Consider the following 25,594-nt stretch of genomic DNA (forward strand, 5'->3'; position numbering starts at 1 on the left):
TATGGACAGGTCGCGGACCGTCCGGCGGCTACGGCACGTACGGCAGCACGAACGGCGTGGTGCGCCACGGCGTGTACGTCACGGCGCCGGCGACGCCGTCACCTGCCGGAGCCGTGGGTCCGCCGGCATCGCCCCACCAGACGTTCGTGGCGTCGACCGCGGTGGACGGGTCCAAGTTGCGCACGCCCACGCCCAGATTGTCCACCAGGTTGCAGTTGTGCACCGGAACGGCCACGTCCAGCACAATGCCGTCCGTCACGCTCTCGCGCACCTCGCACGACCGCACCTGTACCGTGGCGGAGCGGATGGCCACCCCCTCGCGCGAGGACGCGCGGACAAGAGTGCTCTCCAGGATGGCGTTGGCGCCCAGCTCCACCGCGGGGCCGTTTGACGAAAGCGTGGTGTCCACGCGGCTGTGCGTAAGCCGCGAGCCTGTGGCAAGCAGCGACACCGCGCGCCCGTTCTGCCGAAACACGACGGTGTCCACGACGGCGGGATGCGTTGCGCTGGCCACCAGGGCAGTCTGCGAATACGCAACGTGCTCCACGCGCGCGTTGGTGATCCAGCTGGCCCACGTAGGCGTGCCGTTCAGGGTAAGGCCGTCCCACCCAAAGGCCCGGTCGGACGCGGTGAGCACCACTGGATTGGCCGAGGTCCCACGGATCTCGACGCGCCCGCCGGAATGCGTGCTGATCCCCACGCCCGGGTCCAGCACCATCAGCGATCCCGGGTCGGCCCGCAGCGTCCCGCTCGCGCCCACGTCGATGGACCCGGCTACGCGCCAGGGCATCCCGGCGCGCGCGTGCAGCAGTCCGTTCAGGGGGCCGCCCATCATCAGCACCGTGTCGCGTGCGTTCCCCTTGAGGCTGTCCTGGTCACTGAGGGAACCGTAGAGCCTGCGCAGGACGGCAGGGCTAGTCTCGATGCCGTAGCTGCCTGAACCGATGACGCGGACAGGTGCGACGTACCCAAAGCTGGTGGCCTGCAGGGCGCGGATGCCCACGCCACCGCTGCCCTCGATGCGACCGGCACCCACGCCAACCCTCACCGTCCCGTCGATCTGCATCCCGATCCCGGCCGCGTGCAGGATGACGGACCGGTCGAAGCCAGCGCTATCGCCCAGCGTAACGGCGGCGATGCCGCGGTTGGTGGTGGTGTCCACGCGCGAGAGCCTGAACCGCGAGCGCCCCTCCAACCGAACGCCACCCCCGCTCTGCCGCACGATGGTGCTGTCGATCGTCAGCGGGTGGATGTATGCGGCCACAGCGGTGGAATACAGGCTGGCGTACTCCACCCGCGCATGGGCCAGGTAGCTGCTGGCGGGCGGCAGTCCCTGCAGGCTCACTCCATACCAGCCGAGCGCCGGGTCCCGGGCGGTGAGCACGATGGGACTGGACGCCGAGCCCTGCGCCACCAGCCGTCCCCCATACGACCGCAGCCCCGTCTGCGGGTCAAAGCAGACGATCACCCCCGGCTGCACGGTGAGCAGTCCGCCGGGGTTCAGGGTAATCATGCCGGTCACCCGGTGCGGGTTTCCGCTGGCGGCCCAGGTTACCGCCGTCGAGATGCTCCCTGCCGTGTGGGTCGTCCCGCCGGTGCCCGCGCACAGCGGGTTCAGCAGCGCAGACGGACGGTCCGGCGGCCGAGCTGCGTCGCGCGGATGCAGCGGCGCATCACGTCCGCATCCGGCCATAACAATTCCCACGCCGACAAGCAGAATACGGGTCCAGCGCTTTGAAGATACCTCCTGTTTCCTCACCATCTGTACCTTTCCTGCCGAGGTGACGAGCGACCCACCATCCGCTCTCGTCCTTATTCATACATTATGTGTCTCTATTATGCAAATAACCTTTTCCCGGGCACAGGGAGGACAGCCTCCAGGCATCCAGCGGCATCGCCCCCTCCCCGCCGGGTCGCAGAGAGGGGGCGGATGCTGGCGCATGCGGCTTCGGCGGGATCAACGCGTCGCTGGCGTTCGGCGCGGTGGAATTGAGGGGATAGGTTACAGGGGACAGGGGACAGGTTACAGCCTGCAACTGCGCGCGCGGTTGCAGGCTGTTTCGCGTCTGGGGCGGGCACCGTCGGGCCGGGCATCGTCCACGGTCGGCATCGTTTGGGGCCGGGATTGTCTGGGGCGGGTGAACCCGCGGCTGGAACTGCGGGAAGCCCCGCAAGCTGCGCGGGGCTGCGTTGCCGCCACTCCACGTTGTCACCGCGAGAAGCTGTCATTCCGAAGGAGCGCCACGCCGTGCCGTCCGGCTTCACGGGACTGTCGCGCGACTGAGGAATCTACCATCGCTCCTCGTAGCCATTCGACGCGCCAGGATCGTGCGGACGCATCAACCTTCCCCCGGCTGTTTCGGGGGAAGGTGGGCGAGTGGTGCTCGCCCGGACGGGGGCGCCGCGGGTTGCACGGCAGCCGGCCCCTCGCTCGCTCGCCACCGCGATAACCTGTCATTCCGAAGGAGCGCCACGCCGTGCCGTCCGGCCTCACGGGAGTGTCGCGCGACTGAGGAATCTACCGTCTGCTGCTCGTAGCCATTCGACGCGCCGGATCGTGCGGACGCATCAACCTTCCCCCGGCAGTTTCGGGGGAAGGTGGGCGAGTGGTGCTCGCCCGGATGGGGGCACCGCGGGTTGCGTGGCGCTCGGCCCCTTGCTTGCGCCTGCGTCCGCGCGCGCGCCAGATTGCGCCGCAACACCGAACTCGGAGAGCACAGCAATGATCACGCGTTGGTTCCCGGCGCTGGCCGCCGCGGCGCTGCTGGCGGCGTGCGGCGGACAGCCGGTTACGTCGCCGTCGCCCATGCAGGCGCCTGCCCGCATCGAGCGGCCCATCCCCTACCCCGCCACGCCGCCCGCCGAGTACCAGCGCGCCGTCACGGGGGGCACGCGCACGGCCACCGGCGCGCCGGGCACGCGCTACTGGCAGAACCGCGCCGACTACACCATCCGTGCGCGCGTCATCCCGGACGGGAAGCGTCTGGAGGGAAGCGAGACCATCACCTACACCAACAACTCGCCCAACCCGCTGCCGCAGCTGCACGTGGACCTTACGCTCAACCACCACGCCCCCGGCGTGGTGCGCAACGAGGAGGCCGAGATCACCGGCGGCGTGAACGTAACGCGGGTGGCGGTGGACGGGCAGGCGGCCACGGAAGACGCCTCGTCCGGCACGCGCTACGTGATCAACGGCACGCGAATGATCGTGGTTCCCGCCGCGCCGGTGCAGCCGGGCGCCACCGTGCGCATCGCGGTGGACTGGGGCTTCAAGGTGCCGCAGGCCGGCGCGGGCGGGCGGATGGGGTGGAGCGAGGACGACCTGTTCTTCTTTGCCTACTGGTACCCCGCCATGGCCACCTACGACGACGTGGTGGGATGGCACCCGGACCCCTTCCGCGGCACGGCCGAGTTCTACTCCGACTTCGGCAGCTACGACGTGACCGTCGAGGCGCCCGCGCAGTGGATCGTCTTTGGCACGGGTGAGCTGCGGAACCCGGAGGAGGCGCTGGCGCCCGCCGTGCTGCAGCGCTACCGCCAGGGCGTGGCCAGCGACCAGGTGGTGCACGTGCTCACGCAGGCCGATTTTGGCCGCGCCACCACGGCGGGGCGCAACGGGATGGTGACGTGGCGCTTTCAGGCCGACAGCGTGCGCGACCACGCGTTCAGCGTCACCCGCGCCAGCAACTGGGACGCGCGCCGCACCTCCGTGGGCGACCGCAACGGCGACGGGCAGGCGGACTACACCGCCATCCACTCGTTCTGGCGCCCCAGCGCGCCCCGCTGGCGCAACGTGGCCGACTACGAGGCGCACTCCATCACCTTCCTGTCGCAGTACACCGGCATTCCCTACCCCTGGCCGCACATGACGGCCGTGGAGGGCGAGGGCATCATCAGCGGCGGGATGGAGTACCCGATGATGACGCTCATCAGCGGCTACACGCAGTCGTCCGACGAGTCGCTGTACGGCGTTACGGCGCACGAGCTTGCGCACATGTGGGTGCCCATGATCGTGAACGTGGACGAGCGGCGGTACTCCTGGTTCGACGAAGGGATGACGACGTTCCACGAGGCGCAGGCCATGAAGGACACCTTTCCCGGCCACACCGTGGAGATGTCGGACCGCGCCGCGTACCTGAACCTGGCGCGCGCCGGCGGCGAGGGCGAGATCATGCGCCGCAGCGACTTCCACTACACCGGCGGCGCGTACGGCATCGCCTCCTATCCCAAGCCGTCCACCAACTTCGTCACGCTGCGCGGCCTGCTGGGCCAGGCCACCTTCGACCGCGCCTGGCGCACCTTTCAGCAGCGCTGGGCGTGGAAGCACCCGTACCCGTGGGACTTCTTCAACACCGTCGAAGAGGTGGCGGGCGAAGACCTGGACTGGTTCTGGCGCACCTGGTTCTACGAGACGTGGACGCTGGACCAGGCCGTCGGCGGCGTGACCGAGGGCCCCGGCGGCGCCACCATCGTCATCCAGGACCGCGGCCTGGCGCCCATGCCCGCGCGCGTGACCGTGACGCGCGAGAACGGCGAGACGCAGATGGTGGAGGTGCCGGTGGAGACGTGGCTCGAGGGCCTGCGCACCGCCACGCTCACCCTGCCCCGCGCCGCGTCCCCCGTGATCCGCGTGGAGATCGACGCGCGGAACGAGTTTCCGGACATCGACCGCGAGAACAACGTCTGGACGCGGCCGTGAGGGTGAAGGGGTGAAGGGGTGAAGGGGTGAAGGGGTGAAGGGGTGAAGGGGTGATGATGAAACGCGGCCCGCTCCGGAAATTCCGGAGCGGGCCGCGGTGCGTGGGTGAGCCGGCGTCGGCGGAGGAGGATCGCGTGTGCCGGGCCTGTCCCGGGCGGGTGAACCCGCGGCTGCAACAGCGGGAAGCCCCGCAAACTGCGCGGGGCTGCGTCACCTCAGGCACCGTGCCGCTCCGGAGAGATCGCGCCGTAGGCTTTCGTGACGTTCATAACCCTCTCCCGGATGCGCTATTCATTAGTCACAAGTAAACGTAGTGTATACCCCAGAGGAGGAGCCTGTACACCTGGGGCGAGCTGACATGATCGAAGCATGGGTGGAGAGTGAACTGGGGGGAGTGGATCTAGGCGACAAGCGGCGCAACCGGCGGGTGATGCAGACGGTGCAGACGTTCTGGAACCGGCCGAATGCCTCAATCCCGGAGGCGAGCGGGTCTACGGGGGAAATGCAGGCGATCTACGACCTGTTCTCGGCGCCGACCACGTCTGCAGAAGCGATCCGGGCGGCACACGCCGCTGCGACGGTGAGGCGGGTCGCGGACTGCGAAGAGGTCTGGATCCTCCAGGATACGTCGGAGCTGAGCTTCAACACGCTGCAGGCGACGGAGGGGCTGGGGCCGCTGAGCGGCGAGCACAGCCGGGGCTTGATGATGCACAGCGCGCTGGTGGTCGATCACGCAAGTGTGCCGCAGGGGCTGCTGCATCAGGAAGTGTGGTCGCGGGCCGCAGAGGAAAGGGGCAAGAGGCACAACCGGCGCAAGCGGCCGATCGAGGAGAAGGAGAGTCAGAAATGGCTGACGACGGTGCGCGTCTGCCAGGAGCGGCTGCCGGACTCGATCAAGGCGTGGATCATCGGCGACAGCGAGTCGGACTTTACGAGTTGCTGGCTACGCCGCGCAGGCCCGGGGTCGAGTTGCTGATCCGGGCGACGCACAACCGGCGCGTTCTGGGCCCCGAAGGGGCGGCGTACCTGTGGGACGCGGCCAATGCAGCGCCGGTGGCGGGCACGATCGAGGTGGAGCTGAAGCGTACGCCGAAGCGTCAGGCGCGGACAGCGAAAATGGAAGTGCGGCTGTGCCCCGAACTGCAGATCCTGCGGCCCAGGCACAAGCAGAAGAACACGGCCGTGGAAGCCGTTTGCGTGAGTGTGGTCCTGGTGCGCGAACTCGGGGAGTTGCCGCCGGAGGCGGAGCGGGTCGAATGGCTGCTGGTGTCGACGAAGCCGCTGGCGAACTTCGCGGCCGCCCTGTCCGCTGTGGAGGCGTACGTCGCGCGATGGAAGGTCGAGCGGTACCACTACACGCTCAAGAGCGGCTGCCAGGTAGAAAAGCTGCAGCTGGAGCACGCCGACCGGATCGAGCGGGCAGTGGCGCTGTACTCGATCGTGGCGTGGCGGCTGCTGTTCATCACCTACCTGTCGCGGATGAGCCCGGACCTGCCGTGTACAGTGGCGCTGGACCAAGACGAGTGGAAGGTGCTGCACCGCATGGCGCATCCGGGAAAGCGGCTTCCGTCGGAGCCCATGAACCTGCGAGACGCAGTACGCCAGATCGCCCTGCTCGGAGGCTTTCTGGGCCGTCGTAGCGACGGTGATCCCGGGGTAAAAGTGCTCTGGCGAGGACTGCGCCGACTAACAGACTTCGTCCTCGCCTATCGCACTCTCGCTATCCCCGAGATATGACTAATGGATAGCCCGGATGCGGGAGAGGGTGCGAGCCTGAGCGAGCGGGTGAAGGCCCCGCCGACGCAGCGTTCACCCGTTCACCCGTTCACCCGATCGCCGCAGCGCCACCACCAGCGACCGCAGCCACGGCTCGCGCATCTCCTGCCGCTCCACCAGCTCCGCCACGAACCGCTCGCGCTCCGCGCGCGTCCGCGCCTTTTCGTGGAGCTTGTACGCCACCCGCAGCGCCTCCAATCGCTCCGGCGCGTGGTCGGGACGGGCCAAGTCCTCCGTCCCCCAGCGGTTGTACGTGTTCGAGGGCATCGTCTTGTCCTGGTGGTTCCCAAGCCAGCTCCAGAACCAGTACTCCACCGACACGCCGCGCAGCGCGCCGCGGGGATAGTCGCCCGCCCAGTCCACCTGCTGGAACCAGCGCCAGGTGTTGGGGCTGTTCCTGGTGCGCTTGGTGATGCCCACCCACCGCAGCCGGCGCCGCACCGCGTTCACGTCCACGCCCTCGTCGCGCGCCCAGCGGCACAGGAACGCCGACATCTCCCCAAAGGTGCCGCCGCTGGAGACCAGGTCCACGAAGGCGATGGGCCGCGGCGCCGAGGCAATCTCCGCCGGGTGCAGCCCCAACGCCTCGTGCTGCTGGCGCAGCGCCCGCAGCGCCGGCGCGGGGACCCAGTCCAGCATCCCTCCCATTGACACGCTCAGCAGGGCGCAGCGGTCCGCCCACGGCGTATCCGCCAGTGTGCCCGTCAGGTAGTCGAACAGGTTCTCTGGCGAGCGGCCCACGAACACCAGCCGCGCGTCGCCCGCGCGCGCCAGCACCCGCGCCGATGCCCCGCGCACCTCGGGAAGCAGGTGCCTGAAGCCAAGCGGCCGCCACAGGCGCTTCGGGCTTGGCGCGTCCAGCAGCCGGCCCAGTTGCTCGCGCCGCCGCACGTCCCAGCGAAACGGCACCACCCCCGGCTGCTTCATCGGCGGATGCGCGTCAGCCGCGGGCCAGGCGCGCCACGCCGTCCACCAGCCGCTCCACGTCGTCCTCCGTGGTGTACGGCGCGATGCCGGCGCGGATCAGCCCGCCGCAGTCCGAAAGCCCCAGCACGTCGCACACGGTGGTCGCGTAGAAGTCACCGTTCCACACGAAGACTCCTTCCGCCCCCAGCCGCCGCGCCGCCTCGTCGGGCCCCACGCCCTCGATGGTGAACCCCGCCGTGGGCGTGCGCTCCCCGTCCTCCGGCGGGCCGTAGACGCGCACGCCGGGGATGGACGTCAGCCCCGCGTACAGCCGCGCGAACAGCCGCGACTCGTGCCGGTGCATGGCCGCGTAGCCGCGCCGCAGCGACTCGCGCAGCGTGTTCGCCGGGTCGCCGGCCAGACCGGCGATCCAGTCCACCGCCGCGCCCGTCCCCACGATCCCCTCGTGGTTCAGCGTTCCCGTCTCCCAGCGCTCCGGCGCCGCGTCGCTGGCGGGCGGCACCTTGTACGGCGTCAGCCGCTCCAGGTGCTCCGCGCGCCCCCACAGGATCCCCACGTGCGGCCCGAAGAACTTGTAGGCGCTGCAGGCCAGGAAGTCGCACCCCCACGCCTGCACGTCCGGCAGCCGGTGCGGCGTGTAGTGCACCGCGTCCACGAAGGTCAGCGCCCCGGCCGCGCGCGCCCGCGCCGCCACCCGCGCCACGTCGTTCACCGTGCCGATGGCGTTGGACGCCGCGCCCACCGCCACCAGCCGCGTCCGCGGGGAAAGCAGCCCGTCGAGCGCGTCCAGGTCCAGGCTGAACGTCTCGGCGCTGAACGGCACCACGTGCACCGTGATCCCGCGGTCCTCCGCCATCCGCCGCCACGGCGCCACGTTGGCCTGGTGGTCCAGCTGGCTCACGATCACCTCGTCGCCCGGCCCCCACTCGCGCCCCAGCGAGCGCGACAGGTGAAAGGTGAGCGTGGTCATGTTGGCTCCGAACGCCACCTCGCGCGGCGAGGGCGCGTTCAGCAGCGCCGCCACCCGCTCGCGCGCGCCGGTGATGGCCGCGTCCGTTTCTTCGCTGGTGGCAAAGAAGCCGTGCGTGTTGGCGTTGTGCATCAGCAGGTAGTCGCGCACGGCGTCGGCCACCGCGCGCGGCACCTGGCTGCCGCCCGGCCCGTCGAAAAAGGCGATGGGCCTGCCGCCCACCCGCCGCTCGAACACGGGAAAGTCGGCGCGGACGCGGGTCGAGAACGGATCAGTCATGCGAATTCTGCGGATGCTGCAGCGAACGAATGCGGGCCGATGCCCGTGAGCGCAGCGAATCTAGGCGGGATCGTGAAAACGAAACAGCCCCGGCGGGTGCCGGGGCTGTCGATTCACCCTCACAAGCACATGGAATTGGAAGTACCTCCATCAGCCGCCGCTCGGTGCTTCATCCAACCGGAACGCACCGTCGGGAAAACGAGCCGTGATCTCCAGTTCTCCGCCCATCGCTTCGACATACCGGCGCACGGAGCTCAGGTAGACGTCAGGACGCCGCTCGAGCTTCGAAACCGACGCCTGCGTGGTGCCCATGGCGGCCGCAAGCTCGTCCTGGGTCACGTTACGCGCCTGCCTTAGACGGTACAGCGGCGTTTCAAGGAGCAGTTCGCGCGCGCCGGCCTCTACTTCGGCGATGCGCTCGGGGCTCCAGTCCGCCATCAGCTCACGGAACTTTCTGGCCATACTCACGTCTCTCCACGGATCTCCCGCAGGTGCTGGTCGTAAAGGTCATCCGTGATCGGAATGAAGGACGCATACCAGCGTTTGTCGCCCGTCTTGTCCCCGCCGATCAGCAAGATCGCGATGCGCCTGGGGTCAAATGCATACAGGATGCGGTACGGCCTTCCCTCGTGCTGGATCCGCAACTCGCGCATGTGCCGGTGGCGCGACCCATAGATCGCGGAACTATGCGGATCACCCAACGCGGGGCCATGATCCTCAAGCAGAAGAACCGTTTTTGTGATCTTGTTCTGCTCCCCGACGTTCAGGCCGTTCCACCATTCGTTGAACTCATCCGTGAACTCCACCTCGTATGCCATACGATAACACCTCACCGACATTCCTTCAAGGGAATGCTGTCCGATACGTCAAGTAAACAGAGAGAACATTTAACAACGCGGGCGAGGGATGCGCAATCCGTTCTCTTTTGCCGTCACGAGTGCGCACGACGAACGGACGCGGACGACAGCCTCGTCCGCGTCTGGGATCTCATTTACCGTGTGCCCAGGGAATTCTCGTTTCGGCAAAAAAAGCGGAGGGTGGAGACGCAAGCCCGTCTCCACCCTCCGCTCAGTCGTGTGACCGACCGTCAGCCGTCCAGTGCTACGCAGTCCGCGCGGGGCTCAGGAAAGCGCCCAGAACCCTTCCAGGGCGTGCCCGTCGGGGCTCTCGCGCAGCTTCTCGAAGGCGCGGTTGCGGATCTGGCGGATGCGCTCGCGCGTGACTCCCAGCATGCTGCCGATCTCCTCGAGCGTGCGCTCCTCGCCCTCGTCCAGACCGTAGTACAGGTACAGGATCTTGCGTTCGCGCTCGGTGAGGTACTTTTCGAACATCTTCTCGAGGAACTCGCGGCGTGCCTGGGCCTCGACCTCTTCCTCGATCTGGTCGGATTCGCTGCCGGCGAAGCGCTCGCCAAAGCTGGCCGAGTCACGGTCGCCGCGGTCCAGCGGCGCGTCCAGCGAAAGCTCGCTGGCGGCCACCCGGCGCAGGGCGCGGATGGTGTCCACCGGCTCGCCCATGTCGTCGGCGATCTCTTCGTCGGTGGGCGAGCGCCCCATCTGCTGGGTGAGCGCCGTCTCCACCCGCGACAGGCGGACCAGGTTGGAGTTCTGGTTCAGCGGAATGCGCACAGAGCGGGTCTGCTCGGCCAGTGCCTGAAGCACCGTCTGGCGAATCCACCACACCGCGTACGAGATGAACTTGACGCCCTTGTCGGGATCGAACTTCTTGACCGCCTTGAGCAGCCCCTCGTTCCCGATGCACACCAGCTCCGCCAAGCCAAGGCCGCGGCCCTGGTACTTCTTCACGTAGGAGATCACGAAACGCAGGTTCGCCGTCACCAGGCGCTCGGCGGACTGCTTGTCTCCGGCGCGCGCCCGGTGGGCCAGGGCGCGCTCCTCGGCGGGATCGTCGATCAGCGGATACTTTTCAACATCCTGCAGGTACTGATCGAACGAGTCCAGGGCCCGTGAGCTCAAAAACATGTTAGCTCGTCCTTTTGGTAAAATGACGAGAGCAGCGAGCCTCGGTGGTGTGCGAGGCCTGCTGCCCTCAGTTCACGCGGAGCGGCTTGTCTCCCGGATGTCCGTCATAACCGGTGAATCTAGACCCGGAGGCGTCCAAAGTCAAATCCTTTTCTCCGGACACACAGATGGCCCGGTAGCCGCGGCTTGATAGCCCCGGATGCCCATAAGGTTCCGCTACACCGCCCAAATGCGGTTTTTTTGCCCGCCGCAAATCCTGCGCCCAGAATCACGCCGATCCGCCCGCGAATGGACGGACGCGACGCCCTAAACCGCCCCCGCGCATCGACTTCGATGCATCAAGAACCGGACGGTGGAGGAGAGACTTCGGTGGATGGGGGCTGGGGCAGAACTGCGCCCGACGGGGTGCCCCTCCCCCGGCCCCTCCCCGTTCGTTCCTCACGGAGAGGGGAGAATTCGATCGCGCTTCGGATGGCTCCGGGAGAGGGGCCCGCGCCCGGCCGGCGCAGGCCGATGCCTGCCCCAACGCGGATTCCCCCGGCGTATCCCTCGTTCCTCGCGGAAGGGGGGAATTCGATCGCGCTGCGACAGGAAAAGGGTGCGAGCCGCGGGCGCCCCCTCCGGGCTCGCACCACTCGCCCACCTCCCCCAAAACTGCTGGGGGAGGTTGGGTGGGGATGGATCGAAGCTCGACGAAATGGATCGGGCTACGTCCGAGGCCGCCCCCCTCTCCCCATCAAGGAGAGGAGAATTCGATCCCGCTCCGGACAGCCTGTCGAGCGCGTCACCCTCCCCCGCGCAATTTGCGGGGAGGGCCGGGGTGGGAGGCGCCCGCGGACGCAGCTCAACGCAATTCGAAGCGCCTCATTCCGGCGGCAACCCCAACCTCCCCCAGCAGTTTTGGGGGAGGTGCGAGCCTGAGCGAGCGGAGGGGGCGCCGCGGACGCAGTTCGATCTCCGTCGTCGAACCAGCCTTACGACCGCACCTCCCCACCGCGCGCCACCCGGCGCTTCTCCATCGCGCGCCACAGGTAGTACGCGGGAATGCCGGCCAGGATGATGCCGAATCCGAACAGCGTTTCGCCCGCGTTGTTGATGGCGGAGTTCAGCAGCATCCCCACGGCCGCGATCAGAAAAACGATGGGAACGACGGGAAAGCCCACGGTGCGGTAGGGGCGCTCCACGTGGGCGTGCGTGCGGCGCAGCTTGAACACCGCCAGCACCGCCAGCGCGTAGAACGGCCAGATGCCCAGCACGAAGCTGTCGGCCAACTGCTGAAAGCTGCGGCCCAGCACGTACGCGATCCCCAGCGACGCCGCCAGGCCGATGGCCGCGTACGGCGTCTTCCACCGCGGGTGCACCAGCGCGATGGGGCTGAAGAAGTTGCCGTCCGCGGCCATGGCGTACAGGATGCGCGGCCCCGTCATGGTGCTGCCGTTCAGCGCGCCGAAGGTGCTGATCATCACCATCGCCGCCACCACCGACGCGCCCGCCGCCCCGAACACCTTCTGCGCCACGTCGGAGGCCACCAGGGTGCTGGCGGCCATCTCCTGCATCGTCATCACCCACAGGTACGCCGCCACGATGGTCAGGTAGATGGCGGCCACCGCCAGCACGCCGCCGATGATGGCGCGTGGCATGGTGCGGCCCGGGTCCTTGACCTCGCCCGCCATGAAGGTGAGGTCCGCCCAGCCGTCGTACGCCCACATCACCGACACCAGCGCCAGCCCAAAGCCGATCCACGACGCGGGCGCCATTCCGTTGGGGTTGGCCAGCGCGCCGCCACCGCCGTCGCCCAGCAGGAACGCGGCGAACGCCAGGCCCACGATGCACGCCACCTTGGCCGCGGTGCTCAGGTTCTGCACCACCGCGCCCCACTTTACGGAGCGGATGTTGGCCAGCCCCAGCAGCAGGATGGCGCCGGCGGCCACCCACTTCACCCACTGCGGCCCGTAGCCGAACAGCCGCCCCGCGTACTCGGCGAAGATCATGGCGATGGCCCCCAGCGCCGAGGGGCGGATCACCAGCAGCTCCGTCCATCCGAAGAGGAACGCCGGCAGCGGCCCGTATGCCTCGCGCAGAAAGACGTAGATGCCGCCCGAGCGTGGGAACATGGCCGCCAATTCGGCGATGGTCAGCGCGCCCATCAGCGCCACCAGCGCGCCCACAACCCAGATCAGCGAGAAGGCGCCCAGCGTCTCCACGCGATCGGCCACGGTGCTGGGGACGCGGAAGATGCCGCTGCCGATGGTACTGCCCACCAGCACCGCCGCCGCGCTCCAGATGCCCAGGCGGCGGGGAAGGCGGTCCACGTGCGGGCCGGGGTCGTTGTCGGGGAGCACGGACGCGCCGCGCGCTTCGCCGGGTACGCTCATCGGGGGATGGATGGGACGGGTGGGGTGTGAGCCCTGCCGAGCGGCTTGGGATGCTTGATGGATACGGTCCGCAACATACGCGCGTTCCGCCCCGCGTCACAATAACGGGATGGCGCGGGTGCCGTGGTCGCCATGAGAACGGGCACGGTCGCCAGGATCGAGGATCGAGGATCGAGGATCGAGGATCGAGGATCGCCACAGGCTGAAGCCCGCGGCTGGAACGGCCACAAGCCCCGTCTTTGCTCGTTCCTCACAAAACGGGGCTTCAACCGCTCGCGTGGGCCGGGGCCGAGGCGGGCGGACACGCCTCCGTACACGCGGAGCCTGCCAAGCGCGCCGGGCCCCGCCGCCACGAGCAGGTGAAGCCCCGCCGGGCGAGCTCCGCGAGCCCAGGGCGGGGCTTATGGCCGTCCTAGCCGCGGGCTTCAGCCCGTGGCGTGCCCGTGGCGTGCCCGTGGCGTGCCCGTGGCGTGCCCGTGGCGTGCCCGTGGCGTGCCCGTGGCGTGTCCACGGCGTGCCCGTGGCGTGCCCGTGGCGTGTCCACGGCGTGCCCGTCCGATGCGGCACCGCGGAACCACACTGGCGCATCTCTGTACGGGATGGCAATTTCGCCACGGCTTTCCGCGCGCGGCGGGTCCGCCCGCGCGGCATCATCACCAGAACGGCATCCTTTCATCCATGCCCATGCGAACCCCCGTACGGCACGCGGCCGTCGCGCTGGCCGCCCTGCTGGCGGCCGCCCCGGCGCCCGCGCAGCAGCAGACGCCGCCGTCGCAGCTCAGCATCGAGCGCATCTTTGCCTCGGCGGACTTCCGGCTCCAGGGGCTGCCCGCCATCCAGTGGATGCGCGACGGCCAGCGCTACACCTTCGTGGGCGACAACGGCGACCTGATGGTGGAAGACGCCGCCAGCGGTCGCCGCGAGGTCATGGTCGCCGCGTCGGCGCTGGTGCCTCAGGGCGGCGGCCAGCCCATCGACATCGAGGAGTACGAGTGGTCGGGGGATGAGCGTAAGCTGCTCATCTTTACCAACAGCCAGCGCGTGTGGCGCACCAACACCCGCGGCAAGTACTACGTGTGGGACCTGGACCGCCGCACCCTTTCGCCCATCACCGCGCAGGACGGCTGGCAGATGTTCGCCAAGCTGTCGCCGGATGGAACCAGGGTGGGCTTCGTGCGCGACAACGACCTGTACGTGGCCGACCTGGCCACCGGGCGCGAGACGCGGCTCACGAACGATGGCGGCGAGCAGATCATCAACGGCACCTTCGACTGGGTGTACGAGGAAGAGCTGGGGCTGCAGGACGGCTGGCGGTGGAGCCCCGACGGGCAGCGGATCGCCTTCTGGCGCATCGACCAGTCGGCCGTCCGCACCTTCTACATGATCCAGGAAACCGACAGCCTGTACTCGCAGCCCGTGGCCCTGCGCTACCCCAAGGCGGGCTCGCCCAACCCCACGGCCAAGATTGGCGTGGTGAGCGTGGGCGGCGGGCAGACCACGTGGATGGACACCGGCGGCGACCCCGAGGTGCTGCTGGCGCGGATGGAGTGGGCCGACTCGCCCACGGAGGTGGTGATCCAGCGCACCAACCGCATCCAGAACCGCATCGACGTGCTGCTGGCGGACGCGTCCACCGGCCGCAGCCGCGTGCTGTTCACCGAGTCGGACGCGGCCTGGGTGGACGTGGGCGACGACTTTCACTGGCTGAACGACGGCCGGCAGTTCCTGTGGTCCAGCGAGCGCGACGGGTGGAACCACCTGTACGTGTACAACCGCGACGGCTCGGTGGCCCGCCAGCTTACCCGCGGCGAGTGGGAGGTCACGCGGGTGATGGCGGTGGACGAGCGCGGCGGCTGGGTGTACTTCGGCGCCACCGAAGAGGGCCCGGCCGAGCGCCACGTGTACCGCGTGCGGCTGAACGGCCGCGGCGGCATCGAGCAGCTGAGCCGCGAGGCAGGCACGCACAGCGCCGCCGTGAGCCCGGCCGGCACCTACTACCTGGACGCGTACAGCACCATCACCACCCCCGCCGTCACCCGGCTGCACCGCGCGGACGGCACGGCGGTGCGCACGCTGGTGGAGAACGCCCCCGCCCGGCAGGCGCTGGCCGCGCTGTCCGTCTCGGCGCCGGAGTTCTTCACCATCCGCACGCAGGACGGCACCGACCTGAACGCGTGGATGATCAAGCCGGCGGACTTCGATCCGTCGCGCAGGTACCCGGTGCTCATGTACGTGTACGGCGGCCCCGGCTCGCAGACGGTGCTGAACGCGTGGGGCGGCAGCCGCTACCTGTGGCACCAGTCGCTGGCCCAGCGCGGCTACATCGTGGTGAGCGTGGACAACCGCGGCACCGGCGCCCGCGGCAGCCGCTTCGAGAAGTCCGTGTACATGAAGCTGGGCCAATACGAGGCGGCCGACCAGATCGAGGCGGCCGGCTGGCTGGCGCGGCAGCCGTACGTGGACGCGGGGCGCATCGGCATCTGGGGGTGGAGCTACGGCGGATACACCACCGCCATGGCGATGACGCGCCCCGGCGCGCCGTTCAAGGCGGGGATCGCGGTGGCGCCGGTGGCCGACTGGGGGCTGTACGACAGCTTCTACACCGAGCGCTTCATGCGCACGCCGCAGGAAAACCCCGAGGGGTACCGCCTGGGCGCGCCGGTGAACGCCGCCGCCAACCTGCGCGGCCGGATGCTCATCGTACACGGCACCGGCGACGACAACGTGCACTTTCAGAACAGCGTGCGCCTGGCCAACGCGCTGCAGGCCGCGAACAAGCAGTTCCAGTTCATGGCCTATCCCAACCGCACGCACAGCATCAGCGGCGGCCCCACCAGCGCGCACCTGTTCACCATGCTGACGGACTGGATCGTCCAGAACCTGTGACCCTCCGCTCCGCCTGAGTCCCCGAGCCCCGCGTCGCCCGAGTGCGATGCGGGGCTCCACCGTTCCGGGGCTCCGGGCCTCATTCCGGATTCTCGGCCCGATTGTGCATTCCCCACAGGCCGTCTCATCCTCAGACCAGATCCTGAAAAAGAATACTCGTACAGAGGAACAGAGTCAGACAGAGAAAGCGAGCCAGGAGATCATCCTGGTTCCTCTGTCTGACTCTGTTCCTCTGTACGCATGAAGGTGTTGTTTTCCCGGATCCTGCGTCACACCAGCGGCGTTTCTGAAATGGATGGCCGAGATCAACCCTGATGACCTGGTCTTCGTTGACGAGAGCGGAATCGCTACCGACATGGTACGGCTCTACGCCCGGGCCGGAGGTGGGAAGCGGGCACACGGCACCGTTCCGAACCGTCACTATCGCAAACTGACCCTTCTGGGCGGGCTGAGCACCACAGGGCTGGTTGCGATGATGACGATCGAGGCTGCAACAAACCAGGACGTCTTCCTCGCCTTTGTGCGCGAGGTGCTCGTGCCCGAACTCAGGCCAGGACAGATCGTGGTGCTCGACAACCTGAGTCCGCATAAGGCTCCTGCGGTGCTGAAGGCGATTGAGGATGCCGGGTGCAAGATGAAATTTCTGCCGCCGTACAGTCCCGACTTCAGCCCGATCGAACCCTGCTGGAGCAAGCTGAAGACGCTGCTGCGCGGCATCGGGGCTCGGACAATCGATGCCTTACAAGGCGCACTTGTGAGCACCATGGACCGGATCAGCGTGACCGACGCCCGCAACTGGTTCACCCACTGCGGCTACGCCGTGGCTGCAAACCGCTCCAGCCGCGGGTTTCCAACCCGTGGTGGGGCCACGTGTGGATCCCGCCCGGCGACGCACCGGCCCCGTTCACCCGTTCACCCGTTCACCCGCCCGCCCGACACACAAAACCCTCCTCCGGCATCCCGGAAGAGGGTTTCGCTCACTGTAACCTGTCCCCTGTACCCTGTCCCCTATCCCCTCACCGCCGCCCCGCCGTCACCAGCTGCCCGCCGCGCACCACGCCCAGCATGACCTCCTTGCCCACCACATCGCCGTTGCGGTCGAAGCGGATGGTGCCGGAGACGCCCTCGAACGGCGCCGAGCCGCCGTCGGCGCCCACCTGCGCCACGTAGTCGCGCAGCGCCTCGCGGTCCGTCCCCACCTCCTCGATGGCGCGGCGCAGCAGGTTGATGATGTCGTACGTCATGGCGCCGCGGTGGTCCGGAAGCACGTTGTAGCGCTCGCGGTAGCGGGCCACGAACTGCCGCGCCAGGTCCGTGGGCCGGTCCGGAAGAAAGGCCGAGCTCACGAACACCCCCTCCGCCGGCGCGCCCGCGTCCTTGAGCCCCGTCAGCCCGTCCGAGCCCAGGATGGGCCCCGTGTACCCCAGCCGCCGCGCCGCCTGCACGATCTTGAGCCCCGTGTCGGCCTGCCCGCCGATCACCAGCGCGTCCGCGCCGCGGCGGATGGCGCGGTTCAGGTACGGGTCAAGCTCGTTGCCCCGCTCCACCACCGCCGGCAGGTACGGGTCCGCCGAGACCACCGCACCGCCGCCCGCACGGAAGGCGCTCTCGAAGGTGTTCATCACCCCCTGGCCGTAGTCGTCGTTGGCGTACAGCACCGCCGCCCGCCGCCGCCCCAGCTCCATCGCCCCCCGCGCCAGCACCGGCGAGAACTCCAGGTCGGTGGGCGTCACCCGAAAGCTCCACCGCCCCGCCTGCGTAAAGCCCGGCGCCGACGACGCGGGGGAGATGTGCATCACCGGCTCGCCCGCCCCCGCCTCGTCGTTGTACACCGTGGCCGCCTTGATGCTGGCCGCCGAGTTCACGTGCCCCACCACCGCCACCACCCGCGCGTCGTTGCGCAGCGAGTCGGCCACCGTGAGCGCCACCTGGGGGTCGGCGCGGTCGTCCAGCATCACCAGCTGCACCTGCCGCCCGCCGATCCCGCCGCCCTTGTTGATCTCGTCGACGGCCATCTGCGCGGCCATGCGCATGGAGGCGCCGTTGGGGGCGTTCAGCGGCCCCGCCACCCCCAGGTGGATCACTTCGTCGGAGCCCCGGCAGGCGCCGGTGAGCAGAATCGACAAAGTAAACATGGCGCGTGTGACCTTTGGGGACATACAATACCACAGAGGTTGAAGGAGGCCGCTGGGCCCTGGTGGGCGATGGACGCGCGAAAAAAGAGACAACCCCTTTTCCCGCAGCGTTTTGGAGCCGTTCCGGGCCACCCGCGCAGGCACGGGCGCCGCACGTACCGCTTGACGAAGTAGACAAAGCAGACTAACTTCCGACTGCGTCCGCTCTGTCCACTTTCATGTGGGGTTCCACAGAGTAGACTATCGGGTCCCCGGGGGCCTCGCAAGGCTGGCGCACGCCTGCGCTCCCGGTGCCCGCGGAGACGACGAAGGTGAACCGGAGGGCGGGCCGCGGCGGCCTTTCCCCTCCCTTTGCGGGTGGCGCGTCCGGGACCGGCGCCGCCCTCGCTGGAGCCACGGCCATGCAAGTACGCACAGCACGAAGCAGTACCTCCCGAGCGCGTGGACGGCGCCGTAACGCTTCCCGGCGCTGGTGCATTCCCCCCGCCATCCTGCGCGAGCCGGACGAGACGCTGGAGGCGTCGCAGATCCTGGAGGAGCACAAGGGCGACGTGGGGCTGCTGCTGTGGAACTCCCTGCGCGACGTGACCCTGTGGTCCTCGGTCGAGCCGGACCGGCGCGAGGGGCTGTTCACCACCGAGGGCGCCAACAAGCGCCTGGGACAGCTGCAGGGCGCGGGCGTGGACCCCACGCTGGAGGTGTCGCTCACCACCCTGGCCGCCGTCGTGGGCAGCCCCGGCACCGCCAGCCCCGAGATCGTGACGCTGGTGTGCATGGAGATCTCGCGCTGGGCGCAGGGGAACGGCGCCTTCGGCACCGCGCTGGCCTTTGCGCAGGCCGCGGCGCTGGCCTCGCCCGAGGAGGCGGCGCCCGCGTACACCGTGGGCAGCCTGGCGCTGCGCTGGGGCCGCCACGCCCGCGCCGAGACGTGGCTGCGCCGCTCCATCGGGCTGGCGCGGCGGGGCAAGGACTGGCAGAGCTACGCGCAGGCGTACGTGGACATGGGCGTGCTGTACGCCCGGCGCGACATGCACGGCACCGCGCGGCGCTACTACACGCAGGCCATGCGCGCCGGGCGCCGGCACGGGCTGCTGGCGGTGCGCGGGGCGGCGCTGCACGGCCTTTTCCTGCTCGCCATGGAGGCGGGAGAGCTGGACGACGGCGAGCGCTACGCACGGGCCGCCATGCGCGCGTACGGCCGCGGGCACCCGCGCCTGGCCGAGCTGCTGCACGACGTGGCCTACCTGTGGGTCACGCGCGAAAGCTTCGGCCGCGCCATCCCCATGCTGCAGAAGCTGCTGGTGGCCCGCACCGGCCCCGGCGAGCGCGCGCTCACCCTGGCCATCCTGGCCCGCGCCGCGGCCGGCACCGGCGAGCGCCGGCTGTACGAGGAGGCGTGGAGCAACGCCTGGGGCCTCATCAACCGCCCCGGCGCCCGCGAGGACCACACGCGCACCCTGCTGGAGCTGGGGCGCGCCGCCGCCCGCCTCAAGGACTGGATCCGGATGGAGCAGGCCACCCGCCTGCACGCCACCCAGCCGCCCCGCCACGCCGACCGCAAGGCGAGCGAGCAGCTGGCGGAGCTGGCCGCCTTTGCCCGCGGGCACGGGAGCGCGGCGGCCTGACGAAGGCATGGCGCAGCGGATGGGGCGGACGCCGCGGGTGCACGGCGTTTTTTTAGGCGGGGCGGTGTAAGATCCGTACGAAGTCACCCGCCCCGCCGGCCGGGCCTCGGGCGATGAATGCGGAGACGCGGAGCACGGGAAGAATCCTCTCCCCGCCTCCGCGTCTACGTATCGTTCATCCGCGACTGCAGAGCAGATCGCCGGATGAACACCGGTCATTCTGAGGGAGGCGCCGCGGAGATCCATCTTTGCGCCCGACGCCTTGGCGCCGACCGAAGAATCTCCTTCGGGAACGGGGGCCCCTCGCGCCGCATCCAGCCGTAGCCGACAGGATCGTGCGCCCATCCGGCAGATTCTTCGGTCGGCGCCAAGGCGATGGTGCAGCCCGAAAGGACCCGGCGCGCGCCTCCCTCAGAATGACACCGTCCGCCAGGATTCCTACCGGAGTTCTCCTGCCTGATTCGATATTCGCCCCGCGGGCGGCGGATCACTCCTCTTCCAGGCGGCAGTCCCGGCGCAGGCGGCGCTCCGTCATCCGCCACTGCGTTCCCTCCTTGCGAAACTCCAGCGTCCACACGCGGTTGCAGTGGTCGCTGGGCAGGCGCCGCCGGTCGGTGCTGGCGCTGCGCACGTGGGCCGTAAGCTCGTCCCCCGACTGCCGCACCAGGTTCAGGTTCACCCAGATGCCGAACTTGCGCACCCAGCAGCCGCCGAACCCCGACTCGGAGTCGCACAGCAGCACCTGCTCCTGCACCGCCTGCGTGGGCTCGCCCAGCACGCGCGACATGCTGTCTTCGCTCACGCTGTCGCCGGTCACCTTGTGCGCCGCGATGCGAAACGAGTTCAGGTTCACGTACAGCGGCCCGTCCGCCACGCCGCCCGGCTGGTTCTGCCGCGCGTCCTGCTCCGCGAAGCGCAGGATTTGCCGGGCGACGTCGAAGAACTCGGCCTGGGTGGGCTCGGGACCGCCGCAGGCCGCCAGCAGCAGCAGTCCGGCGGCGAGTAGGATGCGCTTCATGGGGTTCGGCTGGGATGGAGTGCGTGCGTCCGGTGCAGATTACACCGCGTTCCGCCCGCGCGCCATGCCGCCCGCCCTCCCGCCCGGGCGCCCGAGCGCATAGGTTGGGGCGCTCCGAACGCTCGCGACCCGCACGGGAGACCCCGATGGCGCTGTGGAGGCTTACCCCCAGGAGCGACAGGCTCTGGTGGTGTGTAGAAGGCAAGGACCCGTGGCAGCCGCCCTACGACCGCGCATTCGGCTTCGTCGTTCGCGCCGCCGACGCCGAGGAGGCGCGCTGGGCGGCCCACCAGGCCGCGGGCGACGAGAACGGCACGCTGGACGGCGTGTCGCCCTGGCTGGACGCCAACTACTCCAACTGCGAAGAACTGCACGGCGAAGGCTCGGCCGAGGTCATCCTCGTCAACTTTCGCCACGCGCCCAAATAACGGCTAGCCGAATTCCGTTGTCGGCTCCACCACCTGCACGTTGCAGAAGCGGCGGATCTTCTCGAAATCGCCCCGGTTGTAGGTGACCACCTGCGCGTTTATCCGCTTGGCTGACCGGGCGATGAGAACGTCACGCAGCAGGCGGTGCTGCTCCTCTTTTGGAATAGCCGGCGTGCGCCCCCGGCGGTGCGATCGAAGACCGCGATGAAGGGCGTTCAGTACCTTCCCCGCCTCGTACCAGTCTTCGCCGTCGGGCGTGAGTAGCACGCCCTCGTCTTCCGCGGCAGCTCGCAGGGATCCCAGCCTGCGAAGGTCAGCTGCATCCTGTGCGCCGGCCGTGAGCTCCTGCAGTACGACGGCCGACACGAAGCCCGGGACCTCGGACATCTTGTGCCGGATGATGACATTCGTCTCGAACACGACCCGCCTCGACGTCAATCCGCAGCCTCCCGCTCAGACCCCACGGGCCGGTTCACCGCTCTCGCGAGTTCCACGAACTCAGGGTTGTGCTTGACTGACCACTCGAACCGGCCAGTGGCAGACATGACCAGGATCTCGCTGAAGCGCTTCGCCGAGCGCGCCAGCGCGTGATCGATTGCGGCAGGAAGTCGAGCGTGGCTGCCGAGCAGCGCCCCCTGATCATCTCGTAGTTCCCAGACACCCGCACACTTGCTGATCCGGAGCCGTGGCGCATCGGCATCCAGCTCCTCGGGATCGTAGTACAGGTCGATTGGACGTTCGCGCCCGGCGACGAGCCGCTTCGAGCGTACGATCAGGCGCAATCCCGTGTCGAACCGGAGGTTCTTCCAGTCCCACCAGCGGCCTTCGCGTGGCTTGGGATCCTGGTTGACGATTCGCGCGAGTTCCAGCCAATCCGGGTTGTGCTGGACCGACCATTCGAACTCTCCGCTCGCGGCCATGACCAGGATCTCGCTGAAGCACGCCTCCGAGCGCTCCAAAGCCGTTTCGATCGCCTCTGGGAGCCGAACGTGGCTGCTGAGCATCGCGCCCTGATCATCCCGCAGTTCCCAGACCCCTCGCGCTTGCTGATGCGCAGGCGCGGTGCGTCGGGATCCAGGTCCGCAGGATCGTAGAACAGCTCAACAGGGGGTTCACGCGTCGCCATGGTCGCCTCGTGCGAAGAAAGATCCGCTCGGCACCAAAGCTAATCACGTCGGACCGTACAGTCCAGACACAAATACGAGCGCTCTGGACGAGCCAGCGGTGAGCACGTGGGAATCGTGGCAGATACAGGAAGACGGGCCGGCATCGCTGCCGGCCCGCTCCTTTTGCACGCGTCCGAACCACTCGGTCGGATCACTACGATGCGGTTTGCCGGAGAACTGGTGTTCCGGCTGGCGTGTGCTCGCTGCACCTGCCGTACACGACCACACACTTTGAGCCAATCCACTTACATGGGAGTTATCTTCGGTTTATGTTCGTAGGCGAGGAAGCCAACCTGGCCGACAACCTGGAGGAAAACATGCCAACGTACGACGGGACAGTACTGGACTCGGGTGGCGCCGTTTTCAACGTACGCAGCGCCACGTACGGCGCGGTCGGCAACGGCGTCGCCGACGACACCGCCGCCATCCAGGCCGCGGTGAACGCCGCGGCGGCGGTGCGCGGCACCGTGCTCATTCCGCCCGGCACCTACATGGTGACGGCGATCCAGCTGGCGGCCGGAATCACCCTCAGCGGCTACGGCGCCACGCTCAAGCGCCCGGCCAGCCAGCCCAACTGGACGCGGACGCTGTACATGGCGGGAACGGGCAGCGGAAGCTGGAGCGGGACCAGCGACTCCCCCCTGCTCACCATCGAGGGGCTGACGCTGGACGGCAACTCCGCCAGCCAGGGCTCGTACCGCGCCTATCAGCTCGAGCAGTCGCACCTGATCTTTCTGACGGCAAACACCTCCAGCGCAGCGACCAGCCCTGGACGGCTGCGCGTGAACCTGCGCGACCTGGTGCTGCGCAACTCCGTGGCGGATGGCATCTCGCTGTACGTGAACGTGGACGCGCAGGTCTCCAACTGCCGTGCGGATGACTGCTTTCGCGGGGGGCTGACGGTGACTGGGGGGTACTCGCGGGTGCAGGTGCAGAACTTCGCGACCACAGGCGCCGTGGACGTGACGGGAATCGACGTGGAGATCGATGGGGCCGGGTACGGCGGTTCGCTGGCCGTGGACGCGGTGTTCGATGGAATGGTGCTGGACGGGGACTTCGACGTCGCGGTCGGCAGCGGCTCCACGGTCACCGCGACCAACGTGGTCTCGGGACCCGGGTTCTACCTGTACGCGCAGGGCTCGACGGTGCGCATCGCCGACTCGCGCTTCCAGGTGGGGAGCTACTCCAGCGAAGGCAACCGCATCGTCTACCCGCACGACGTCACCTTTCAGAACGTCGTGTTCGAACTGGCCGGCGTCGGCGAGGTGGGCGCGGTGGATGGCGCCTCGGCGCACATCTACTGGAACGTGGCGAACAGCACCGTGGGCGGGCAGCGCTGCCGGTTCCTGGACTGCGACTTCCGCGTGGCGTCGGGGGTGTCGTCCAGCCTGACGCTCGTGGGCATCTACGCCGAGGCAGACCTGCTCGAGTACGACAACCGCCTGATCGTGCAGGGCGGCAGCATCAGCAGTGCGTACGACGTGGGGCTGGTGATGGCGCAGGGTGGCCGGTGGATCGTCAAGGAGATGGAAGTCGAGGCGGCAACCGGCTTCGACTGGACTGGGGTGACCACGCAGTGGGGCGCCTACACGGCCGACCTGCGCATCGAACGGGTGGTGTTCGGCGGAAGCACCAGGTACATGCATGTCGGCGGCTCCGACGCGGCCAACATCCTGGACCATCGCGACGTGGTGCTGGAGGCCGCGCAAAACGTGCTCGGCGCCACGTACGGCTTGGCGGCGACGTACCGCGGCGGGCGCATCATCCGCGTGACCGCCGACCCGACGGCCACCAACACGCCGGGGCTGGTGGGCGACCGCGCCCGGCGGGCCACGCCGGCGGCCGGAGCGGCGTACGAGTGGATCTGCACGGCGGCGAGCACCACCGCGGCCACGTGGAAGGTGGCGAGCACCCTCTCCGCCTGATCCGGATCCGCAACGACAACCCTCACACAGAGGCGCTGATACCGGGTCCGGAACAAACAAGAGTGAGGGGTACAGAGGGACAGAGAACGGCCAGAAGAACAGAGGACAACCGATCGTCCTCTGTTCCTCTGGCTTTTGTCTGTCCCTCTGTACCCCTCGCTTTTCACGTCTCCACGCCTCTGCGTGAAACCAGGGCACCAGGGCATCTGCGGATTCGGTATCCGCTGGGCCTGGGGATCGAAAAAGGGGGCGGCGCGGCGCCGTCCCCCCTCTTTCATCTCCCGAACCGCTGGATCAGACCCAGGTCTGCTGGATCTTGCCGACGGCGCGGATGCGCTGCTCGGCGATGCGGTCGGCGGCCAGGTAGGTGGGCACGCCCTCGTTCTCCGACAGCTCGAAGATGCGCAGCAGGGTGCTGTAGATGTCGCCCGCCTTGCGCATGGCCCGCTCCGACGTCCAGGCGTTCAGCTCGCCGTAGACGTTGATCAGCCCGCCGGCGTTGATCACGTAGTCGGGGGCGTACAGGATGCCGCGGCGGTGCAGCTCGTCACCATGGCGCGCCTCGGCCAGCACGTTGTTGGCGGCGCCGGCCACGATGCTCACCTTGAGCGCCGGGATGGTGTCGTCGTTCACCGTGGCGCCCAGCGCGCTGGGCGCGTAGATGTCGGCCTCGACGCCGTAGATCTCGTCCGGCCCCACCGCCGCCGCGCCAAAGTCGTGCACCACCCGCTGCACGCGCTCGTGGTCGATGTCGGTCACCACCAGCCGGGCGCCCTCGGAGGCCAGGTTCTGGCACAGGTAGTAGCCCACGTGGCCCACGCCCTGGACGGTGACCGTCTTGCCGCTCAGGTTGTCGGAGCCGTACTTCGCCATCGCGGCCGCCTTGATGCCGCGGTAGGTGCCGTACGCCGTCACCGGCGACGGGTCGCCCGAGGCCTGGGCGCGGCCGGCCACCGACTCCGTCTCCATGGCCACGAACTCCATGTCGTCCACCGAGGTGCCCACGTCCTCGGCGGTGATGTAGCGGCCCTTGAGCGTTTCCACGAAGCGGCCGTGCGCGCGGAAGATCTCCTCGCGGTTGTTGCGGCGGGGGTCGCCCACGATGACGGACTTGCCGCCGCCCAGGTTGAGCCCCGCCACCGCCGCCTTGTACGTCATGCCCCGCGACAGGCGCAGGGCGTCGACGAACGCCTCCTGGTCGTTGTTGTAGTTCCAGTACCGCGTCCCCCCCAGCGCCGGCCCCAGCACGGTGTTGTGGATGGCGATGATCCCCTTGTAGCCGCACGACGGCTCGTGGCAGACGACGACCTGCTCGTGGTCGTGCTCAGCGATCAGAGAAAACAGTTCCATGCCCGTTCGGTCGTAAGTGTTGCGTGCGGGTGCGCGGACCGGCGGCCCGCGAA

General features: G+C 68.7%; 20 protein-coding genes. 8 read left to right on the forward strand and 12 right to left on the reverse strand.

Annotated features, from left to right (window positions below; all coding sequences use genetic code 11):
- Positions 1–28: 28 nt before the first annotated feature.
- Complete coding sequence (locus VGC13_RS22020; RefSeq protein ID WP_331127449.1) at positions 29–1,513, reverse strand: hypothetical protein; 1,485 nt, start codon at positions 1,511–1,513, stop codon at positions 29–31.
- Positions 1,514–2,722: 1,209 nt separating this feature from the next.
- Between VGC13_RS22020 and VGC13_RS22025 the strand changes: the two genes are divergently transcribed.
- From VGC13_RS22025 to VGC13_RS22035, 3 genes are all read left to right on the forward strand, one after another.
- Positions 2,723–4,699: a M1 family metallopeptidase gene (locus VGC13_RS22025; RefSeq protein ID WP_331127450.1), complete on the forward strand. Its 1,977-nt coding sequence runs from the start codon at positions 2,723–2,725 to the stop codon at positions 4,697–4,699.
- A 358-nt stretch (positions 4,700–5,057) separates the two neighbouring features.
- The gene (locus tag VGC13_RS22030) at positions 5,058–5,675 is read left to right on the forward strand and encodes an IS4/Tn5 family transposase DNA-binding protein (RefSeq protein ID WP_331127451.1); all 618 of its coding nucleotides are present in this window, start codon (positions 5,058–5,060) and stop codon (positions 5,673–5,675) included.
- Entirely contained in the window at positions 5,636–6,436 is an 801-nt protein-coding gene (locus tag VGC13_RS22035) for an IS4 family transposase (protein WP_331127452.1), read from the forward strand. Before VGC13_RS22030 ends, VGC13_RS22035 begins: the two co-directional genes overlap by 40 nt.
- 72 nt (positions 6,437–6,508) lie before the next feature.
- Here VGC13_RS22035 and VGC13_RS22040 read toward each other — a convergent pair whose 3' ends face one another.
- The 6 genes from VGC13_RS22040 to VGC13_RS22065 form a co-directional block, all read right to left on the reverse strand.
- Positions 6,509–7,402 (reverse strand): hypothetical protein, encoded by an 894-nt coding sequence (locus VGC13_RS22040; protein ID WP_331127453.1) that lies wholly within the window; start codon positions 7,400–7,402, stop codon positions 6,509–6,511.
- 13 nt (positions 7,403–7,415) lie between these two features.
- Positions 7,416–8,651: a cysteine desulfurase-like protein gene (locus tag VGC13_RS22045; RefSeq protein WP_331127454.1), complete on the reverse strand. Its 1,236-nt coding sequence runs from the start codon at positions 8,649–8,651 to the stop codon at positions 7,416–7,418.
- Positions 8,652–8,801: 150 nt separating this feature from the next.
- Positions 8,802–9,113, reverse strand: coding sequence for a helix-turn-helix domain-containing protein (locus tag VGC13_RS22050; protein WP_331127455.1), 312 nt, complete (start codon positions 9,111–9,113; stop codon positions 8,802–8,804).
- A gap of 2 nt (positions 9,114–9,115) precedes the next feature.
- Entirely contained in the window at positions 9,116–9,469 is a 354-nt protein-coding gene (locus VGC13_RS22055; protein WP_331127456.1) for a type II toxin-antitoxin system RelE/ParE family toxin, read from the reverse strand.
- Positions 9,470–9,772: 303 nt separating this feature from the next.
- Complete coding sequence (locus VGC13_RS22060) at positions 9,773–10,633, reverse strand: RNA polymerase sigma factor RpoD/SigA (RefSeq protein ID WP_331127457.1); 861 nt, start codon at positions 10,631–10,633, stop codon at positions 9,773–9,775.
- Positions 10,634–11,607: 974 nt separating this feature from the next.
- A complete protein-coding gene (locus VGC13_RS22065; protein WP_331127458.1) occupies positions 11,608–13,008 on the reverse strand; it encodes an APC family permease in 1,401 nt (466 codons plus the stop codon).
- A 684-nt stretch (positions 13,009–13,692) separates the two neighbouring features.
- Here VGC13_RS22065 and VGC13_RS22070 point away from each other — a divergent pair.
- Positions 13,693–15,894: a S9 family peptidase gene (locus VGC13_RS22070; RefSeq protein ID WP_331127459.1), complete on the forward strand. Its 2,202-nt coding sequence runs from the start codon at positions 13,693–13,695 to the stop codon at positions 15,892–15,894.
- 295 nt (positions 15,895–16,189) lie between these two features.
- Entirely contained in the window at positions 16,190–16,963 is a 774-nt protein-coding gene (locus tag VGC13_RS22075; RefSeq protein WP_331127460.1) for an IS630 family transposase, read from the forward strand.
- Here VGC13_RS22075 and VGC13_RS22080 read toward each other — a convergent pair.
- Complete coding sequence (locus VGC13_RS22080; RefSeq protein WP_331127461.1) at positions 16,911–18,029, reverse strand: ABC transporter substrate-binding protein; 1,119 nt, start codon at positions 18,027–18,029, stop codon at positions 16,911–16,913. The genes VGC13_RS22075 and VGC13_RS22080 overlap by 53 nt on opposite strands.
- Before the next feature lie 401 nt (positions 18,030–18,430).
- Here VGC13_RS22080 and VGC13_RS22085 point away from each other — a divergent pair, with 401 nt between their 5' ends.
- The gene (locus VGC13_RS22085; protein ID WP_331127462.1) at positions 18,431–19,654 is read left to right on the forward strand and encodes a tetratricopeptide repeat protein; all 1,224 of its coding nucleotides are present in this window, start codon (positions 18,431–18,433) and stop codon (positions 19,652–19,654) included.
- A 487-nt stretch (positions 19,655–20,141) separates the two neighbouring features.
- On the opposite strand, the gene VGC13_RS22090 is transcribed toward VGC13_RS22085, so the two are convergent.
- Entirely contained in the window at positions 20,142–20,672 is a 531-nt protein-coding gene (locus VGC13_RS22090) for a hypothetical protein (RefSeq protein WP_331127463.1), read from the reverse strand.
- A gap of 146 nt (positions 20,673–20,818) precedes the next feature.
- Here VGC13_RS22090 and VGC13_RS22095 point away from each other — a divergent pair, with 146 nt between their 5' ends.
- Positions 20,819–21,100 (forward strand): hypothetical protein, encoded by a 282-nt coding sequence (locus tag VGC13_RS22095; RefSeq protein WP_331127464.1) that lies wholly within the window; start codon positions 20,819–20,821, stop codon positions 21,098–21,100.
- Between the two features lie 3 nt (positions 21,101–21,103).
- On the opposite strand, the gene VGC13_RS22100 is transcribed toward VGC13_RS22095, so the two are convergent.
- A complete protein-coding gene (locus tag VGC13_RS22100; protein ID WP_331127465.1) occupies positions 21,104–21,520 on the reverse strand; it encodes a type II toxin-antitoxin system VapC family toxin in 417 nt (138 codons plus the stop codon).
- A gap of 14 nt (positions 21,521–21,534) precedes the next feature.
- A complete protein-coding gene (locus VGC13_RS22105) occupies positions 21,535–22,104 on the reverse strand; it encodes a hypothetical protein (RefSeq protein ID WP_331127466.1) in 570 nt (189 codons plus the stop codon).
- 479 nt (positions 22,105–22,583) lie between these two features.
- Here VGC13_RS22105 and VGC13_RS22110 point away from each other — a divergent pair, with 479 nt between their 5' ends.
- Complete coding sequence (locus VGC13_RS22110; RefSeq protein WP_331127467.1) at positions 22,584–24,191, forward strand: glycosyl hydrolase family 28-related protein; 1,608 nt, start codon at positions 22,584–22,586, stop codon at positions 24,189–24,191.
- A gap of 294 nt (positions 24,192–24,485) precedes the next feature.
- Here VGC13_RS22110 and VGC13_RS22115 read toward each other — a convergent pair whose 3' ends face one another.
- Complete coding sequence (locus VGC13_RS22115; protein ID WP_331127468.1) at positions 24,486–25,541, reverse strand: Glu/Leu/Phe/Val dehydrogenase; 1,056 nt, start codon at positions 25,539–25,541, stop codon at positions 24,486–24,488.
- Between the last annotated feature and the right edge of the window lie 53 nt (positions 25,542–25,594).

It is taken from the genome of Longimicrobium sp. (assembly GCF_036399255.1).
GTDB lineage: Bacteria > Gemmatimonadota > Gemmatimonadetes > Longimicrobiales > Longimicrobiaceae > Longimicrobium.

What these genes read in the sequence shown, in the direction of transcription:
- VGC13_RS22020 (WP_331127449.1), bottom strand. Translation starts at nt 1,513, where the DNA reads ATGATTACCCTGAACCCCGGCGGACTGCTCACCGTGCAGCCGGGGGTG.
- VGC13_RS22025 (WP_331127450.1), top strand. Translation starts at nt 2,723, where the DNA reads ATGATCACGCGTTGGTTCCCGGCGCTGGCCGCCGCGGCGCTGCTGGCG.
- VGC13_RS22030 (WP_331127451.1), top strand. Translation starts at nt 5,058, where the DNA reads ATGATCGAAGCATGGGTGGAGAGTGAACTGGGGGGAGTGGATCTAGGC.
- VGC13_RS22040 (WP_331127453.1), bottom strand. Translation starts at nt 7,402, where the DNA reads ATGAAGCAGCCGGGGGTGGTGCCGTTTCGCTGGGACGTGCGGCGGCGC.
- VGC13_RS22045 (WP_331127454.1), bottom strand. Translation starts at nt 8,651, where the DNA reads ATGACTGATCCGTTCTCGACCCGCGTCCGCGCCGACTTTCCCGTGTTC.
- VGC13_RS22050 (WP_331127455.1), bottom strand. Translation starts at nt 9,113, where the DNA reads ATGGCCAGAAAGTTCCGTGAGCTGATGGCGGACTGGAGCCCCGAGCGC.
- VGC13_RS22055 (WP_331127456.1), bottom strand. Translation starts at nt 9,469, where the DNA reads ATGGCATACGAGGTGGAGTTCACGGATGAGTTCAACGAATGGTGGAAC.
- VGC13_RS22060 (WP_331127457.1), bottom strand. Translation starts at nt 10,633, where the DNA reads ATGTTTTTGAGCTCACGGGCCCTGGACTCGTTCGATCAGTACCTGCAG.
- VGC13_RS22065 (WP_331127458.1), bottom strand. Translation starts at nt 13,008, where the DNA reads ATGAGCGTACCCGGCGAAGCGCGCGGCGCGTCCGTGCTCCCCGACAAC.
- VGC13_RS22070 (WP_331127459.1), top strand. Translation starts at nt 13,693, where the DNA reads ATGCGAACCCCCGTACGGCACGCGGCCGTCGCGCTGGCCGCCCTGCTG.
- VGC13_RS22075 (WP_331127460.1), top strand. Translation starts at nt 16,190, where the DNA reads ATGGCCGAGATCAACCCTGATGACCTGGTCTTCGTTGACGAGAGCGGA.
- VGC13_RS22080 (WP_331127461.1), bottom strand. Translation starts at nt 18,029, where the DNA reads ATGTTTACTTTGTCGATTCTGCTCACCGGCGCCTGCCGGGGCTCCGAC.
- VGC13_RS22085 (WP_331127462.1), top strand. Translation starts at nt 18,431, where the DNA reads ATGCAAGTACGCACAGCACGAAGCAGTACCTCCCGAGCGCGTGGACGG.
- VGC13_RS22090 (WP_331127463.1), bottom strand. Translation starts at nt 20,672, where the DNA reads ATGAAGCGCATCCTACTCGCCGCCGGACTGCTGCTGCTGGCGGCCTGC.
- VGC13_RS22095 (WP_331127464.1), top strand. Translation starts at nt 20,819, where the DNA reads ATGGCGCTGTGGAGGCTTACCCCCAGGAGCGACAGGCTCTGGTGGTGT.
- VGC13_RS22105 (WP_331127466.1), bottom strand. Translation starts at nt 22,104, where the DNA reads ATGCTCAGCAGCCACGTTCGGCTCCCAGAGGCGATCGAAACGGCTTTG.
- VGC13_RS22110 (WP_331127467.1), top strand. Translation starts at nt 22,584, where the DNA reads ATGCCAACGTACGACGGGACAGTACTGGACTCGGGTGGCGCCGTTTTC.
- VGC13_RS22115 (WP_331127468.1), bottom strand. Translation starts at nt 25,541, where the DNA reads ATGGAACTGTTTTCTCTGATCGCTGAGCACGACCACGAGCAGGTCGTC.